This is a genomic window from Streptomyces sp. NBC_00158 (assembly GCF_045160885.1).
Lineage (GTDB): Bacteria > Actinomycetota > Actinomycetes > Streptomycetales > Streptomycetaceae > Streptomyces.
Genome location: NZ_CP108161.1, coordinates 4715814 through 4731406 on the forward strand (window position 1 = coordinate 4715814; position 15593 = coordinate 4731406).

Annotated in this window: 14 protein-coding genes; 3 read left to right on the forward strand and 11 right to left on the reverse strand. The window is 71.0% G+C overall.

Going from position 1 to position 15593, the window contains the following annotated elements; all coding sequences use genetic code 11:
* Window positions 1-6 precede the first annotated feature (6 nt).
* The 3 genes from orn to OG553_RS21765 all read right to left on the reverse strand — a co-directional run bounded on the left by orn (window position 7) and on the right by OG553_RS21765 (window position 2560).
* Window positions 7-609: an oligoribonuclease gene (gene orn, locus OG553_RS21755; RefSeq protein WP_405980586.1), complete on the reverse strand. Its 603-nt coding sequence runs from the start codon at window positions 607-609 to the stop codon at window positions 7-9.
* 78 nt (window positions 610-687) lie between these two features.
* Window positions 688-1863 (reverse strand): helix-turn-helix domain-containing protein, encoded by a 1176-nt coding sequence (locus tag OG553_RS21760; RefSeq protein ID WP_125817271.1) that lies wholly within the window; start codon window positions 1861-1863, stop codon window positions 688-690.
* 376 nt (window positions 1864-2239) lie between these two features.
* Entirely contained in the window at window positions 2240-2560 is a 321-nt protein-coding gene (locus OG553_RS21765; protein WP_405980587.1) for a hypothetical protein, read from the reverse strand.
* A gap of 482 nt (window positions 2561-3042) precedes the next feature.
* Here OG553_RS21765 and OG553_RS21770 point away from each other — a divergent pair, with 482 nt between their 5' ends.
* Window positions 3043-3573: a universal stress protein gene (locus OG553_RS21770; RefSeq protein ID WP_362461766.1), complete on the forward strand. Its 531-nt coding sequence runs from the start codon at window positions 3043-3045 to the stop codon at window positions 3571-3573.
* Window positions 3574-3672: 99 nt separating this feature from the next.
* A complete protein-coding gene (locus tag OG553_RS21775; RefSeq protein ID WP_405980588.1) occupies window positions 3673-4239 on the forward strand; it encodes a GPR1/FUN34/YaaH family transporter in 567 nt (188 codons plus the stop codon).
* A gap of 102 nt (window positions 4240-4341) precedes the next feature.
* Here the strand turns inward: OG553_RS21775 and glmS are convergent, their stop codons facing one another.
* The 3 genes from glmS to OG553_RS21790 form a co-directional block, all read right to left on the reverse strand.
* The gene (gene glmS, locus OG553_RS21780) at window positions 4342-6159 is read right to left on the reverse strand and encodes a glutamine--fructose-6-phosphate transaminase (isomerizing) (RefSeq protein ID WP_405980589.1); all 1818 of its coding nucleotides are present in this window, start codon (window positions 6157-6159) and stop codon (window positions 4342-4344) included.
* Between the two features lie 74 nt (window positions 6160-6233).
* Window positions 6234-6509, reverse strand: a complete 276-nt coding sequence (locus tag OG553_RS21785) for a hypothetical protein (protein ID WP_007264192.1) — start codon at window positions 6507-6509, stop codon at window positions 6234-6236.
* A gap of 107 nt (window positions 6510-6616) precedes the next feature.
* On the reverse strand, window positions 6617-7507 hold the full coding sequence (locus tag OG553_RS21790; protein WP_405980590.1) for a DUF4429 domain-containing protein: 891 nt from the start codon (window positions 7505-7507) through the stop codon (window positions 6617-6619).
* Window positions 7508-7570: 63 nt separating this feature from the next.
* Between OG553_RS21790 and OG553_RS21795 the strand changes: the two genes are divergently transcribed.
* Entirely contained in the window at window positions 7571-9154 is a 1584-nt protein-coding gene (locus tag OG553_RS21795) for a family 20 glycosylhydrolase (protein ID WP_405980591.1), read from the forward strand.
* Window positions 9155-9313: 159 nt separating this feature from the next.
* Here the strand turns inward: OG553_RS21795 and OG553_RS21800 are convergent, their stop codons facing one another.
* The 5 genes from OG553_RS21800 to OG553_RS21820 all read right to left on the reverse strand — a co-directional run bounded on the left by OG553_RS21800 (window position 9314) and on the right by OG553_RS21820 (window position 15517).
* The gene (locus tag OG553_RS21800) at window positions 9314-11095 is read right to left on the reverse strand and encodes an IucA/IucC family protein (RefSeq protein ID WP_405980592.1); all 1782 of its coding nucleotides are present in this window, start codon (window positions 11093-11095) and stop codon (window positions 9314-9316) included.
* Entirely contained in the window at window positions 11092-11682 is a 591-nt protein-coding gene (locus OG553_RS21805) for a GNAT family N-acetyltransferase (RefSeq protein ID WP_405980593.1), read from the reverse strand. Before OG553_RS21805 ends, OG553_RS21800 begins: the two co-directional genes overlap by 4 nt.
* Window positions 11679-12980, reverse strand: coding sequence for a lysine N(6)-hydroxylase/L-ornithine N(5)-oxygenase family protein (locus OG553_RS21810; protein ID WP_405980594.1), 1302 nt, complete (start codon window positions 12978-12980; stop codon window positions 11679-11681). The genes OG553_RS21805 and OG553_RS21810 overlap by 4 nt, the downstream gene beginning before the upstream one ends.
* Window positions 12964-14454, reverse strand: a complete 1491-nt coding sequence (locus OG553_RS21815; RefSeq protein ID WP_405980595.1) for a pyridoxal phosphate-dependent decarboxylase family protein — start codon at window positions 14452-14454, stop codon at window positions 12964-12966. Before OG553_RS21815 ends, OG553_RS21810 begins: the two co-directional genes overlap by 17 nt.
* Before the next feature lie 154 nt (window positions 14455-14608).
* Window positions 14609-15517, reverse strand: a complete 909-nt coding sequence (locus tag OG553_RS21820; RefSeq protein WP_405980596.1) for a siderophore-interacting protein — start codon at window positions 15515-15517, stop codon at window positions 14609-14611.
* Window positions 15518-15593 lie beyond the last annotated feature (76 nt).

A 15593-nucleotide genomic window follows, 5' to 3' on the forward strand; every position in this document is an offset into this window, starting at 1 on the left:
GAGGGTCTACTCGCCGGTCACCACGTGCTTGGCGGCGATGGTGCGGGCGGTGTCCGAGTCGGGTCCGGGCTGCGGGACGAAGACCGCCTCCCGGTAGTAGCGCAGCTCGGCGATGGACTCCCTGATGTCCGCGAGCGCCCGGTGGTTGCCGTTCTTCGGCGGGCTGTTGAAGTACGCGCGCGGGTACCAGCGGCGCGCCAGCTCCTTGACCGAGGACACGTCCACGATCCGGTAGTGCAGGTGGCCCTCCAGCGCGGGCATGTCGCGCGAGAGGAACCCGCGGTCGGTGCCGACCGAGTTCCCGCACAGCGGGGCCTTGCGCGGCTCCTTCACGTGCTGCCGCACGTACGCCAGGACCTGGGCCTCGGCGTCGGCGAGGGTCGTGCCCGCGGCCAGCTCGTCGAGCAGGCCGGAGGCGGTGTGCATCTCGCGCACCACGTCAGGCATGGTCTCCAGGGCCGCGTCCGGCGGGCGGATCACGATGTCCACGCCTTCGCCGAGCACGTTGAGCTCCGAGTCGGTGACCAGTGCGGCCACCTCGATAAGTGCGTCGTCCGTCAGCGAGAGCCCGGTCATCTCGCAGTCGATCCACACCATGCGATCGTTCATGCGCCCCACCTTATGCCGAAGGTCCCCCGCACCGGTGCTCTACCGGTGCGGGGGACCTCCTCGCTCGTGCGCCGAAGGCTACGCGTGCTCGCGCAGCACCCGGCTCGGGGCGTACAGCTCGGTCACGCTCGGACCGGAGGCGGCCAGGGCCGCCGCGGCCCGCTGGGGCTGCGGGGTCCGCTGGTGCGGCACCGGCGAGCCCTGCATCTCCGACACCGGGGACACGTCGGCCTGGGGCCGGCGCGCGCGGTAGGCGGAGCGGTAGGCGGCAGGGGAGGAGCCCAGCTGCCGCCGGAAGTGGCCGCGCAGGGCGACCGGCGAGCGGAAGCCGCAGCGTCCGGCGACCTCGTCGACGGAGTAGTCGGAGGTCTCCAGCAGCCGCTGTGCCTGGAGCACCCGCTGGGTGATCAGCCACTGGAGCGGCGCGCTGCCGGTGAGCGAGCGGAACCGCCGGTCGAAGGTGCGCCTGCTCATGTAGGCGCGGGCGGCCAGCGTCTCCACGTCGAACTGCTCGTGGAGGTGCTCCAGTGCCCAGGCGACGACCTCGGCGAGCGGGTCGGCGCCGATCTCCTCGGGCAGCGACCGGTCGAGGTAGCGCTCCTGGCCGCCCGTGCGGCGCGGCGGGACGACGAGCCGGCGGGCCAGGGCCCCGGCCGCCTCGCTGCCGTGGTCCGTGCGCACGATGTGCAGGCACAGGTCGATTCCGGCCGCGGTGCCCGCGGACGTGAGCACGTCGCCGTCGTCGACGAACAGCTCGCGCGGGTCGACGTGGACGGACGGGTAGCGCTTGGCCAGCGTCGGCGCGTACATCCAGTGCGTTGTCGCGGGCCGCCCGTCCAGCAGCCCGGCGGCGGCGAGCACGAAGGCTCCCGTGCACAGGCCGACGATCCGGGCCCCCTCCTCGTGCGCCAGGCGCAGCGCGTCGAGCGCTTCCGGCGGCGGGGGCGAGGTGATGGAGCGCCAGGCCGGGACGACGACCGTGCCTGCCCGGGCGATCGCCTCCAACCCGTACGGCGCGGTCAGTTCGAGTCCGCCGGTGGTCCGCAGCGGACCGTCCTCCCCGGCGCACACGAGCAGTCGGTAGCGTGGAACTCCCGCGTCCTGCCGGTCGATCCCGAACACGGACAGCGGAATTGAACTCTCGAAGATCGGCCCGCCGCTGAACAGCAGCACGGCGACGATCTCCCTGCGGCGACGCCCCGCGAGCTTCCGGCCCGCGTCTGCGACGACAGCGGCGGTGGAATCCTGGCTCATGGCGCTAAGCCCCCCTTGGGTGTCGCGACTCCTTGGTCTGGTCGCACCTGCACGTTTCCCCTCGGCCTTGCACGTGGATCCCCCGCCGTAAATACATGATCGAATCTACTGCGTCCCGTGGTGTCGGCGTGACAAGTTCAGCACGCAGCGCTATGTCGACTTGGCAACTTGGCGAAAAGCATTCGATCAGGAAGCGTTCCACTCCGCTACCCGACGGGGAAGTCCGCGATCCGGCCGTGGCCAGTACTCATGGGGTCGAATCGCCCCCTGTCGCCCATAGTCGCTGGTGGTCGGGGGGTTGGGGGGACATTCCGGCAAGGGAAGCATGGGGTCCGGAAGTTGGCTGAAAACAACCGGGTGTGTACGTGCGAACCGGTCAGTCGTGAGGGGAAGTGCCGCCGGAACCGTGGCAACCCCGGTGCGAACCGGCCCCGGTGCGGGAGTGCCGGCCGCGGTGGCCGGACGGAAGCGGATCCTCCGACCGGACGCGGGCCGCGGCCCGCTCCGTCTTCTCCGCGTGCCGCAGCAGCACCCGGCAGGCGGCCGTGACGGCGGCCAGCCCCAGGGTCGCCACGGCGGCCCCGCCGTACGAGGTCCCGTAGACCACCAGTACGACCGGGACGAGCAGGCAGCTGAAGGCGGCCCAGCGCACCACGTCACCCGCGGGGTCGTCGTCCGCCCGTCCGGCGGACCGCACGGACGGGTGAAGCGGAGCGCGCGCGGAGGACGGCGCGGACCTGGCGGACCGGGCGGACCGCGTCATCGGAGCGGGCTGGACGGGCTGGACGGGGTGAACCGGATGACCGGGCACGGCGTACTCCCTGCGGGCTCTTCCTGGACGGTCGGACTCTTGTCCAACGCCCCGGTGCGGGCCTCGGTCACTGCGCGCACGGGTGGCGCAAGGGCCTCTCGTCACTGGCTGTAGGGGGCAGCGGCCATTGCCAAGGCGCCCGCGCTCCGGCATGCTCCCTGGGACGCTCTCCAAGGGCGGCATGCCCTGTGCAGGACAGGAGTGTCGCCGTACCCTGGTGGGTAAGGGCTTGGAAAGATGCTTCCAGGACAGAGCCCGGTCACGCTGCGTCGTCGAAAACGCTCGTGGCCCGGGTCCCCGTCGTCAGAAGATCCGAGTCGCCGAAACCGTCCCTGTCGCTTCCCCCGAGGACTCTTCCCCGAGACACCATGGCCGGTCACGAATTCTCCGAACCCGCGGACCGCAAGCGCAAGCACCTCGCCGATTCCGTATCGAGCGACCTGCGCGCGGTGGAACAGACACGCCATCCCTGCGACCCGGCCTTCCGGCACGGCGTGGTGGTGGGCTTCGACGGATCCACGTCAAGTGAGCGCGCCCTGGCCTATGCGATCGGCATGGCCCGGCGTTCCGGTTCCGGTCTGATCATCGTCCACGTGGCGAACAGGCTGCCCACCACGGTGTGGGCCGGCTGCGAGCCGCCCGTCTTCGTGGACGTCCCCGACCACCGCACCGAGGTGCTCGGCCTGGAGCTGGCCTGCGCGGACTACCTGTCCGAGGTGCCGTGGATCCTCGTCGAGCGCGGCGGCGACATCTGCCACGAGCTGGAGGAGGTCGGCCGGGAGTACTCGGCGGACGCCATCGTGGTGGGTTCCACTCACGGGATCGTCGGCCGGATCTTCGGCTCGGTGGCGGGGCGGCTGGCGAAGCGGGCGCAGCGACCCGTTGTTGTCATTCCGTAACCCGTTGTATGTCGATTGTGCGGTTGTGAACCCCCTTGTAAAGGGTAGATAAATGCTGCTGGGACGCAGCAAACAACTGCAGATCGAAGGGAGCCCGCCGTGGACAATGGTGTCTCTGCGGGAAGCACGGCCTCGACCTCGACCCTGGGGAACATCGCCCTGGGTCTCACCCTTCTCGCGTTCGGTATCGGCCACACGGGTGTCCTGTCCGGTGTGACCGCCGCCAACTCCGTGTCGCTCGCCATGTACGTCGGCGGCGCGGCCCTCTTCCTCCTCGGCCTCCTGGAGTACCGCGGCGGAAACGGGTTCAACGGCACCGCCTTCGCGGGCCTCGGCGTCTTCTGGTTCACCTGGGCCAAGGGCGCGGGCGCCTCGGTCTCCGACGAGGCGGGCGGAACGTTTCTCGTCCTCTTCGCGATGCTCGCGCTGACCCTGACGCTCGCCGCGTCGAGCGGGCTGTTCGGCCAGGGCGTCTACGCCCTGCTGACCCTCTCCCTGCTGCTGCTCGCGATAGCCGCGTTCGCGGACAGCGCCGGCCTGGCCAAGGCGGGCGGCTGGGTCGCGGCCGTGTCCGGCCTGCTGGCCTGGTACGGGGCCACGGCCGCGCTGGCCAACTGGCCGATGGCGCTGGGCAGGTCGTCCGGACGGGCGGTCGCCGCGGGCTGACGGGCCCGGGCCGCGCAAGGACGCGAAGGGGTGCCACCGGAGTTCCGGTGGCACCCCTTCCGCGTGCGGTGCCCGCGCGTGCCCGCGCGTGCGCGGTGGTGACTACTCGACCGTGACGGACTTCGCCAGGTTGCGCGGCTTGTCGATGTCCCGGCCCAGGGCCAGGGCGGTGTGGTACGCCAGCAGCTGGAGCGGGATGCCCATCAGGATCGGGTCCAGCTCGTCCTCGTTCTTGGGCACGAGGAGGGTGTGGTCGGCCTTCTCCTGCTCGCGGTGGGCCACGGCCAGGATCCGGCCGCTGCGGGCCTTGATCTCCTCCAGCGCCGCGCGGTTCTTCTCCAGCAGGTCGTCGTCCGGGACGATCGCGACCGTCGGCATCGCCGGCTCGATGAGGGCGAGCGGGCCGTGCTTCAGCTCGGAGGCCGGGTAGGCCTCGGCGTGGATGTAGGAGATCTCCTTCAGCTTGAGGGAGGCCTCCAGGGCGACCGGGTAGCCCCGGACGCGGCCGATGAACATCATCGACTTGGCGTCGGCGTACTCGGCGGCGAGGCGCTTGATGTCCTCCTCGCCCTTGAGGATCTCCTCGATCTGCGCCGGCAGCTTGCGCAGGCCGTCGATGATCCGCTTGCCGTCGGTGACCGAAAGGTCCCGGATCCGGCCGAGGTGCACGGCGAGCAGCGCGAAGGCCACCACCGTGTTGGTGAAGCACTTGGTGGAGACGACGCAGACCTCGGGGCCGGCGTGCACGTACACGCCGCCGTCGGCCTCGCGGGCGATCGCGGAGCCGACCACGTTGACCACGCCGAGGACGCGGGCGCCCTTGCGCTTGAGCTCCTGGACGGCCGCGAGCACGTCGTACGTCTCACCGGACTGGGAGACGGCGATGTACAGGGTGTCGGGGTCCACGACCGGGTTGCGGTAGCGGAACTCGGAGGCCGGCTCGGCGTCGGCGGGGATGCGGGCCATGCTCTCGATGAGCCCGGCGCCGATCAGGCCGGCGTGGTACGAGGTGCCGCAGCCCAGGATCTTGACGCGGCGGATGCCGCGCGCCTCGCGCGGGTCCAGGTTCAGGCCGCCCAGGTGGACGGTGTTGAAGCGGTCGTCGATCCGGCCGCGCAGCACGCGGTCGACCGCGTCGGGCTGCTCGGAGATCTCCTTGTGCATGTAGGTGTCGTGGCCGCCCATGTCGTAGGAGGCGGCCTCCCACTCCACGGTCTCCGGGGTGGCGGTGGTCGTCGTACCGCTGGTGGTGTAGGTGCGGAAGTCGTCGGCCTTGAGGGTGGCCATCTCGCCGTCGTTGAGGGTCACTACCTGGCGGGTGTGCGCGATCAGGGCGGCCACGTCGGAGGCGACGAGCATCTCCTTCTCGCCGATGCCGAGGATGACCGGGGAGCCGTTGCGGGCGACGACGATGCGGTCGGCGAAGTCGGCGTGCATGACGGCGATGCCGTAGGTGCCCTCGATGACCTTGAGCGCCTCGCGGACCTTCTCCTCCAGGCTGTCGGCCTGGGAGCGGGCGATCAGGTGGGTGATCACCTCGGTGTCGGTCTCGGACGCGAAGACGACGCCCTCGGCCTCCAGCTTGACGCGCAGCTCGGCGGCGTTGTCGACGATGCCGTTGTGGACGACGGCGACCTTGTTCTCGGGGTCCAGGTGCGGGTGCGAGTTGGTGTCGCTCGGGGCGCCGTGGGTGGCCCAGCGGGTGTGGGCGATGCCGGTGGTGCCGGCGAAGCGCTTGGGGACGCGGGCCTCCAGGTCGCGGACGCGGCCCTTCGCCTTGACCATCTTCAGCGCGGCGGCCTTCGGGCTGTTGACGACGATGCCGGCGGAGTCGTATCCGCGGTACTCCAGTCGTGCCAGGCCTTCGAGCAGCAGCGGCGCCACGTCGCGCTTGCCGATGTAACCGACGATTCCGCACATACGGTGTTGCCCCTCCTGAGGTTCGGTGGTCGTGCTCTTCCCCGCGCGGCGGCCCCGGGCCGCCCCGGCCGCTGTCAGCCGTAGACGATGCGGCGCAGCTGCCGGAGCGAGAGCTCCGGCGGCGCCACGGCGCGGTGCGGCAGCTCGGCCGCGATGCGTTCGAAGATCTCCGCGTTGACCGCGCCGCCCGACTGCAGCTCGCGGTGACGGCGGCGGACGAACTCCTCCGTCGTCTCGTTGAAGTACGCGAGCACGTCCAGCACCACCCGGGCGGCTTCACCGCGCTGCAGCGCGGTGCTGCGCACCAGGTGGTCGACGAGGTCGTCATGTGACGGGCGGCGGTCGAGCACCAGTAGATATTGACTGTCCAAGGAGTGAAACGCAAAGATCCTGCCCGATATCGGGCAGGATCTCGCTGGTCTGGACCAGAGGAATGGACTATTCCGGTATTCCCCGGTCAGAAACGACCCAAAATCGCCGCCTTCGCCGCCGAGAACTCATCGGCGGTGAGGATCCCCGCCTGGTGCAGCTCGCCCACCTCGCGCAGCCGCCGCAGCAGGGTGTCGTGGTCCGCGGCCTCGCCCGCCAGCGCGGGGCCGGACTCCGCGAGCGGCAGGGCCTTGGCCGGCCCGGGCCCGGCCCCGGGAGCCGCCGGATGCGGCATCCGTACCGCCACGGCCGCCGCGACCAGCGCCATCAGCGGGTCCTTCTTGAACCCGAAGAGCTCCACCGCGCAGCGGTCGTACTTGGGCGCGGGCGCCGACGGCGCGCCCGCCAGGGTGAACCGCAGCCAGCCGTGGTCCAGGCCCTTCGACGGGTACCAGTCCACCGCCCGCACGTCCGCGACCCGGAACTCGCACGGACCCACCGAGCGCTTGGCCTCCTCGGTGGTCCAGTTCCAGTCCAGCACCACCCGGTCGCCGTCGAAGGACGCCGTACCGTCGCCCGCGCCGAACGAGAGCGGCACCGCCGGCCCCGGCATCAGGTAGCCGTCGCACGGCCCCGGATCCACCTGGTCCAGCAGCAGGGCGCTGCGCACCTCGTCCACGAAGTACTCCGCGACGCCGCTGCGGTCCGACTCCACCGACAGCCGGTACGGGTCCGAGGCCTCCGGCAGCCGCCCGCCCGTCACCTGCGTCAGCGGGTCCGCCCCGTCGCGCAGCCTCAGCCGCAGCCGGCCCGCCTTGCGGCCCGGCTCGTAACTGATCCCCCCGATCGCGCGCAGCGGCACGACCACCTCGCCCAGGTGCTGCCGGAGCAGCCCCACCCCCTTGTCGCGGCCCGGCACGATCCGCACCGCGTCCCCGTCGAAGGTCCAAGTACCGTCCTTCTGGATGATTTCCGCCATCCGGGGATTGTCCCATCGCGATACGGGGCCCCGGCGGGGACCGTTTGGCCTATACCTGGGCGCATGAGAGCCCCGCGCCGCACGCTCGCCGCCGTCCTGGTCCTCGCCGCCGCCGTCTCCTGCACCGCGGCCCGCGGTGCCGACGCCAGACCCGGGGCCGGCCGGCCCGCCGCCCTCACCCCCTACGAACGGCTCCTGCCGGTTCCGGTCTCCGTGCGGCCCTCGGGGGGTGCCGGGTACGCCTTCGGCGCGGGCACGGTGATCCGTACCGGGCCGGGCTCCCCGGAGGAGGTGCGGCGGGTCGGCGAGCTCCTCGCGGAGCAGCTGCGCGGGTCCGGCGGGGTGCCGCTGCCGGTGGTCGACGGGGAGGAGGGGGACGGGATCCGGCTGCGGCTGGACGCGCGGGCCCGGGAACTGGGCGCGGAGGGCTACCGCCTGCACACCACCGCCTCCGGGGTCACCCTGACCGCGCACGCCCCGGCGGGCCTGTTCCGCGGCGGGCAGACGCTGCGGCAGCTGCTGCCGGTGCGGGGCGCGGGCGAGGTGCCGGGCGGCGACGTCACGGACACCCCGCGCTTCGCCTACCGGGGGGCGATGGTCGACGTCGCCCGCCACCACTTCCCCGTCGAACAGGTGAAGCGGTACGTCGACCAGCTCGCCCAGTACAAGATCAACACCCTGCACGTGCACCTCAGCGACGACCAGGGCTGGCGCATCGCCGTCGACTCCTGGCCGCGCCTGGCGACGTACGGCGGCGCGAGCGAGGTCGGCGGCGGGCCGGGCGGCCACTGGACCAAGGACGAGTACCGGGACCTGGTGGCCTACGCGGCCCGGCGCTACGTCGACGTGGTCCCGGAGATCGACATGCCCGGCCACGTCAACGCCGCCCTGGCCTCCTACGCGGAACTGAACTGCGACGGCAGGGCCCCCGAGCGCTACACCGGCGTCAAGGTCGGCTTCAGCTCCCTGTGCGTGGGCAAGGAGCGCACGTACGAGTTCGTCGACGACGTCCTCGGCGAACTGGCCGCCCTCACCCCCGGCCGCTACCTCCACATCGGCGGCGACGAGGCCCACTCCACCCCGGCGGCGGACTACGCGGCCTTCATGGACCGCGCCCAGGCTGTGGTGGCGAAGCACGGCAAGACGGTGGTGGCCTGGCACCAGCTCGCGAACGCCCGCCCGGCGCCGGGCGCGGTCCTGCAGTACTGGGGCCACGACAAGACGGCGGCGGCGGAGAAGGCGGCGGTGGCGACCGCCGCCCGGGCGGGCCACCCCCTCGTCCTCTCCCCGGCGGACCGCGCCTACCTGGACATGAAGTACGACAAGTCGACGAAGCCGGGCCTGGCCTGGGCCGGATACGTGCCGGTGCAGCGCTCCTACTCCTGGAACCCGGGCGGCTACCTCCCGGACGTCCCCGAGTCCGCGGTACTGGGCGTGGAGGCCCCGCTGTGGACGGAGACCATCGCGACCCGCGCCGACTGGGAACTCATGGCCTTCCCGCGCCTGCTGGGCCTCGCGGAGCTGGGCTGGTCCCCGGCCGCGTCCCTGGACTGGCCCGCGTACCGCCTCCGCCTGGCCGCCCAGGCCCCCCGCCTGGCCGCGCAGGACACGGCGTACTACCGCGCGCCGGAGGTGCCGTGGGAGTAGCCCGCACGCGGACGCGTACGGGCTGGGGGCCGGGCCGTGACGGCCTGACGGCGGGGACGCGAAGAGGGCCAGTCAGGGCTTCGCGGCCCCGCTCGTCAGGGCGGAGGGGCGGGTGCGTCTTCGAGGGACCGTGTCGAAGGCCGCACCCGCCCCCTTTGTTCACCGCCGCGCGAAGGGCGCGACGGGGTTCTTGAGGGTGCCGATCAGCTGGAGGGCCGCCGCAGGGTCGGCGAGGTCGACCATCTGCTTGTTGTTCCGCAGCTGGAGGCGGTTCAGGCAGGACAGCTGGAACTCCTCGGCGAAGAGGTCGTACTGGGCGAAGCGGTCCGCCAGGGCGGGCGCCGAGGCCTGGTAGTCGTGGGCGCAGTCGGCCACGGCCTGCCAGAAGACCGTCTCCTCGCAGATGCCTTCCGAGACCAGGATCGAGCCCAGGAAGCGGAAGAAGCAGTCGAAGACGTCCGTGAAGATCGACAGGAGCTTCATGTCCTCCGGGATGTCGGCCCTGACGCGCTCGACGGCCGGCGGCAGGACCGCGTCCGGGTCCATGACCACGATCTCCTCGGCGATGTCCTTGAAGATCGCCCGCTGCACCACACCGTCCTTGATCACCAGGATGGTGTTCTCGCCGTGCGGCATGTAGGCGAGGTCGTACTGGTAGAAGCAGTGCAGGAGGGGGAGGAGGTAGGCGCGGAGGTAGGGCTTCAGCCACTGGGCGGGGGTCAGGCCCGATTCCTCGATCAGGGCGCCCACGAAGGACTTGCCGTCCGCGTCCACGTGGAGCAGCGAGGCCATGGTGGCCAGGCGCTCGCCGTCCCGCAGGGAGTTCACCGGGGACTCGCGCCACAGGGCCGCCAGCATCTTGCGGTACGGCGAGTAGCGGTCCGTCGCGCGCTCGTACTGGCGGTGGTGGTAGCCGATCGCCGCGCGCTCGCGGATGATCGAGAAGTCGACCGACCGCAGGACCTCGTCGGACTCGATCAGCTGGTGCAGCCAGTCGTTGATGGCCGGGGTGGCCTCCATGTAGGCGGCGGACAGGCCGCGCATGAAGCCCATGTTGAGGACCGAGATGGCCGTCTTGACGTAGTGCTTCGTCGGGGTGGTGGTGTTGAAGAAGGTGCGGATCGACTGCTGCGCGAGGTAGGCGTCGGAGCCCTCGCCCAGCAGGACCAGGCGGCGGTTGGCGATCTCGGCCGCGAAGGTGACCGTGGTCTTGTTCCACCACTGCCAGGGGTGGATCGGCAGCAGGTGGTAGTCCGCCAGGTCCAGGCCCAGGGAGGTCATCTTCGCCGCGAAGAGGGTGAGGGCGTCCTCGCCCAGCTCCTCGCGCATGAACGCGTCGTGCTCCAGGCCCGCGCCCGCCGTGAAGGTGGAGACGTCCTTGCGGGCGGCGACCCACACCAGGTGGACCGGGCTCGCCGTCTCCGGGGCGTACGAGAGGTACTCGTGCACGCCGAAGCCCAGGCGGCCGTTGTTGGCCACGAAGCAGGGGTGGCCCTCCGTCATGCCCGTCTCGACGTCCTGGAACGTGGACTTCGCGAGGGCGGCGGAGGAGAGCTGGGGCTTGGTGTACTTGAAGCCCGTGCCGGCCAGGGTGGAGGAGATCTCCTCCAGGTAGACCGGCAGGACCTCCGCGCTCAGGCCCAGGGTCTCCCGGAGCTCGATGTGGAAGTCCAGGGCGTCCAGACCGAGCTCGGCGCCGTCCTGGTGGCGGGTGATGGACTCCTCGTCCACCGCCCAGTGGTCCAGGGCGTGCAGGGCCGAGCGGAAGCGGTACTCGACCGTGCCGTCGTCGCTGCGGACGGAGTAGAGGTCCCCGCCCAGCGGCTCGGGCGTCAGCAGGCGCTCGTGGGAGAACTCCGCGAGGGCCTTGCGGACCAGGGCGCGGTTCGCGCGGGCCCACAGCTCGGGGGAGAGGTGGGAGATGGCGTCGGCGAGGCTCATGCCGGGACTCCCGTCGTGAGGGCGGTGGCCGCCTCGAACTGGGCGCGGGTGCAGAAGCTCAGCAGGGCTTCCTTCTCCGGCTTCTGGACCGGGCCCTCGGGGACGAAGCCGACGGCCTCGTTCAGGGCGTGGACGGCCTTGTTGCGGACGTCCGGCTCGACGACCACGCGCTCCGTCGCCGGGTCGGCGAACAGGGAGGCCATGACCGTGGTGATCACCGCGCGGGTGAAGCCGGATATGGGGGTGTCCGAGGGGGCCACCAGGAAGTGCATGCCGACGTCGCCGGGCTGCGCGTCGTACAGGCCGACCAGCTCCAGCCGCGAGGGGTCGTAGCTCTCCATCAGGAAGGCCGGACGGCCCTCGTGGAGGCCGATGAAGGCCTGGTGGTGCTCGTGCGCGGTGATGCGCACGTACTCGCGCTCGACCTCGGTGAGGGAGGCTTCCTGCATCATCCAGAACGCGGCTTTCGGGTGCGTCACCCAGCCGTGCAGGAGTTCCGCGTCCGAGAAGGGGTCCAGGGGACGGATGGAGAAGGTCCCGAGGGCCGCGTCGGTGCGGGCGAAGAGGAGTTCAGGGGTGGTGCTCATGCGTGCATGCCTTCCGGGGCCGCGAACTGCTGGAACGCGATGGACTTCTCGACCTTGTAGTACTCGCGGCCGAGCAGCTCGCCGACGATGTACGCGTTGCGGTACGCGGCCATGCCCAGGTCGGGCGAGGTGAGGGAGTGGTTGTGGGTGGTGCCGTTCTGGAGGTACACCCCGTGGCCGGTGACGTCGACGGCGTAGTTGCGGCCGGCGTCGAGGCGGCCGTGGCCGTCGAAGTTCAGCCGGTCGTGGACCGGGGCCAGGAACTCCGGGATCCGGTACTTGTAGCCGGTGGCCAGGACCAGGCCCTCCGTGGCGAGCGAGAAGTCCCGCTCCTGCTCCTCCTGGCGCAGCCCGAGGGTGTACGTGCCCGTGGTGGTGTCGTACGCCGTGCTGTTCAGGGAGGTGTTGGTGAGCAGGGTCGTGGGGACCGCGCCCGGCATGGTGATCTTCTTCTGGTAGAGCAGGTCGAAGATGGCGTCGATGAGGTCGCCGTCGATGCCCTTGAAGAGGTTCTTCTGCTGGGTCTCCAGCCGGTAGCGGGTCTCCTCGGGGAGGGCGTGGAAGTAGTCCACGTACTCCGGGGAGGTCATCTCCAGCGTGAGCTTGGTGTACTCCAGCGGGAAGAAGCGCGGGGAGCGGGTCACCCAGTTGAGCTGGTAGCCGTGGACGTCGATCTCGGCGAGGAGGTCGTAGTAGATCTCGGCGGCGCTCTGGCCCGAGCCGACCAGGGTGATCGACTTCTTCTTCTGCAGGGACTCCTTGTGCTGCATGTACGAGGAGTTGTGCAGGAAGTCCCCGCCGAGGTCCTCGCAGGACGCCGGGACGTGCGGCGGGGTGCCGGTGCCCAGGACCAGGCGGCGGGCCCGGTGGGTCTCGCCGCGGTCGGTGCGGACCTCGTAGACGCCGGCGGCCTCGTCGAAGGTCACCTCGGTGACGGAGGTGGAGTACAGGACGTTGTCGAGCCGGTCGGCGGCCCAGCGGCAGTAGTCGTTGTACTCGGCGCGCAGCGGGTAGAAGTTCTCCCGGATGTAGAAGGAGTACAGCCGGTCCTTGTCCTTCAGGTAGTTCAGGAAGGAGAAGGGCGAGGTCGGGTCGGCGAGGGTGACCAGGTCCGACATGAACGGCGTCTGCAGGTGCGCGCCGTCCAGGAACATGCCGGCGTGCCACTCGAAGTGCGGCTTCGACTCGATGAACAGACCGTCGAGCTCGTCGATCGGCGCGGTCAGGCAGGCCAGTCCCAGGTTGAAGGGACCGAGGCCGATGCCGATGAAGTCGTGGGGCTTAGCGGTGGACGGCAAGGGATTCTCCCAGGAACTGCTCGGCGTGTGCGGCGAGGAGGTCGAGGACGGCCGTGATGTCGGCCGTCGTGGTCTGCGGGTTGAGGAGGGTGAACTTCAGGTACTGCTTCCCGTCCACCTTGGTGCCGGCGACGACCGCCTCTCCGGAGGCGAACAGGGCCTTGCGGGCGTGCAGCTGGGCCTCGTCGACGAGGTCGGCGCGGGTCTCGTCGGCGGGCAGGTAGCGGAAGACGAGCGTGGAGATCTGCGGCTCGACGACGACCTCGAAGCGCGGGTCGGCCGCGATGACCTCGTAACCGGCGGCGGCGAGGTCGACGACCTGGTCGAAGAGGGAACCGACCCCGTCGGCGCCCATGATGCGCAGGGTCATCCAGAGCTTGAGCGCGTCGAACCGGCGCGTGGTCTGGATGGACTTGTCGACCTGGTTCGGGATCCGCTCCTCGGCCATCCGGCGCGGGTTGAGGTAGTCCGCGTGGTAGGTGGCGTGCTTGAGGGTGTCGCGGTCGCGGACCAGCATCGCGCTGGAGCTCACGGGCTGGAAGAACGACTTGTGGTAGTCGACGGTGACCGAGTCGGCCTTCTCGATGCCGTCGAGGAGGCCGCGGCGGGTGGGGGAGACCAGCAGTCCGCAGCCGTAGGCGGCGTCCACGTGCATCCACGCGGAGTGCTCGTCGGCCAGGCGGGCGATCTCGGGGAGCGGGTCGATGGACCCGAAGTCGGTGGTGCCGGCGGTGGCGACGACGGCCATCGGGAAGAGGCCCTCGGCGGCGCAGCTCTCGAGCTCCAGGGCCAGGACCGAGGTGTCCATGCGGCGGTTGCGGTCGACCGGCACGGAGATGACGGCCTCGTAGCCCAGGCCCAGCATGGCGGCGGACTTCTGGACGCTGAAGTGGCTGGCCTCGGAGGTGAAGATGCGCAGCTTCGGCAGCAGTTCGGCCTTGGTGAGCTCGGTGCCGGCGTCGAGGGCGCGCTTCATCACGGTCCGGCAGGCCTCGTCGCGGGCCAGCAGCAGGGCGTGGAAGTTCGACTGGCTGCCGCCGGAGGTGAAGATGCCGTCCGCGGCCTCGCCGAGGCCGATGCGGCGGGCGGTCCACTCGATCAGGCGGCGCTCGATGAGCGTGCCGCCGATGGACTGGTCCCAGGTGTCGAGGGAGGAGTTGACGGCCGACAGGACCGCTTCGCCGACCACCGCGGGGATGACCACCGGGCAGTTGAGGTGGCCCAGGTAGCGCGGGTGGTGGAAGTAGACGGCGTCGCGGAGGTAGACGTCCTCCAGCTCGTCGAGGGCGGCGGTGGCGTCACCGAGCGGCTTGTCGAGGTCGATCCCGTTGATGACCGGGGCGAGTTCGTCGACGGATATGCCGGTGTGGGGCCGCTCGGTCGTGGCGAGTTTGGCGGCGACGCGGTCGACGCCCTCGGTGACGGAGCGCCGGTAGAGGTCCGCGGTCGTCTCGTTCAGCAGATGCGAGCGCATCAACTTTCCTCCGGGCAGGGGAGCGGGGGGACGGGTGAGGCTTGGGGTGCAGGAGTTAGGTTAGCCTAACCTTAATTCGATCACAAATGCGGGAGGCCCCGGCGAATGCCGGGGCCTCCTGTGTGAAGTGCCCTACGGGGTACGGGCGTTGTGGCTACAGCTCGGACGCCGGGTCCTCGCTCGGGGCCTTGCCCGCGTACGCCTCCGCGAGCAGCTGCTCCTCGCTCGCGCCGAGCCGCCAGTAACCGGTGAAGCGCACCGCGCGCCGGTCGATGGAACGTTCCTGCACCAGGTGGCGGCGCACCGAGCGGATGGTGCCCGCCTCGCCCGCCAGCCAGGCGTACGGGGTTTCGGCGGCGGGCAGTTGCGCCGCCCGCATCTCCTCCACCACCCGGCCCGCCCGGTCGGCGCCGGACGCGCCCTTCTCGCGCACGATCCAGGTGATGTCCACGTCGGCGTCGGTGCGCAGGGCCAGCCGGTCGTCCGCGTGCGGGACCTCGAACCAGGCCCTGGCCCTCGCCCCGGCCGGGAGCCGGTCCAGGATCGCGGCCGCGGCGGGCAGGGCCGTCTCGTCCGCGTACATCAGGAAGGCGTCGGTGGCGGCCGGGGGCTGGAAGCGCACGGACTTGTTCTCCGCGACGGCCGGCCCGATCGCCATGATCCGGCGGCCGGTGACCGCCCGGCCCGCCCAGTGGGAGGCCGGAGAGGCGTCCCCGTGCAGCACGAAGTCGATGTCCACCTCGTCCACGCCCTCGTCCGTGCGCCGCTGCTCGCGCACGGTGTACGAGCGCATCACCGGGCGGTCCTCGTCCGGCATCGCGCGCCAGGCCCCGAACCAGGTGTCCTCGTCCGTGGACGGCAGTTCGGTGTGCTCGACGTGCGCCGGCGGCAGGAAGAGCGAGAGGCTCTGGTCGTACCCGCCCGATCTGAAGCCGGCCAGGGACTCGCCGCCGAAGGTGACGCGCAGGAACGAGTGGCCGAGCCGGCGCGTGCGCAGCACTTCCATCGTGAAGAAGCGGAAGTGCGCCACGGCCTGTTCGGCCTCGGATGCGGTGGCGGTCATGCGCGAGTCCCCCCTGGGATTCGAATGGGCGCCGGCGGCGGGTGTGGTGCCGGGCGGTCAGTGCCGGAGGCCGGGC

What these genes read in the sequence shown, in the direction of transcription:
- orn (WP_405980586.1), bottom strand. Translation starts at nt 609, where the DNA reads ATGAACGATCGCATGGTGTGGATCGACTGCGAGATGACCGGGCTCTCG.
- OG553_RS21760 (WP_125817271.1), bottom strand. Translation starts at nt 1,863, where the DNA reads ATGAGCCAGGATTCCACCGCCGCTGTCGTCGCAGACGCGGGCCGGAAG.
- OG553_RS21770 (WP_362461766.1), top strand. Translation starts at nt 3,043, where the DNA reads ATGGCCGGTCACGAATTCTCCGAACCCGCGGACCGCAAGCGCAAGCAC.
- glmS (WP_405980589.1), bottom strand. Translation starts at nt 6,159, where the DNA reads ATGTGCGGAATCGTCGGTTACATCGGCAAGCGCGACGTGGCGCCGCTG.
- OG553_RS21790 (WP_405980590.1), bottom strand. Translation starts at nt 7,507, where the DNA reads ATGGCGGAAATCATCCAGAAGGACGGTACTTGGACCTTCGACGGGGAC.
- OG553_RS21795 (WP_405980591.1), top strand. Translation starts at nt 7,571, where the DNA reads ATGAGAGCCCCGCGCCGCACGCTCGCCGCCGTCCTGGTCCTCGCCGCC.
- OG553_RS21800 (WP_405980592.1), bottom strand. Translation starts at nt 11,095, where the DNA reads ATGAGCCTCGCCGACGCCATCTCCCACCTCTCCCCCGAGCTGTGGGCC.
- OG553_RS21805 (WP_405980593.1), bottom strand. Translation starts at nt 11,682, where the DNA reads ATGAGCACCACCCCTGAACTCCTCTTCGCCCGCACCGACGCGGCCCTC.
- OG553_RS21815 (WP_405980595.1), bottom strand. Translation starts at nt 14,454, where the DNA reads ATGCGCTCGCATCTGCTGAACGAGACGACCGCGGACCTCTACCGGCGC.
- OG553_RS21820 (WP_405980596.1), bottom strand. Translation starts at nt 15,517, where the DNA reads ATGACCGCCACCGCATCCGAGGCCGAACAGGCCGTGGCGCACTTCCGC.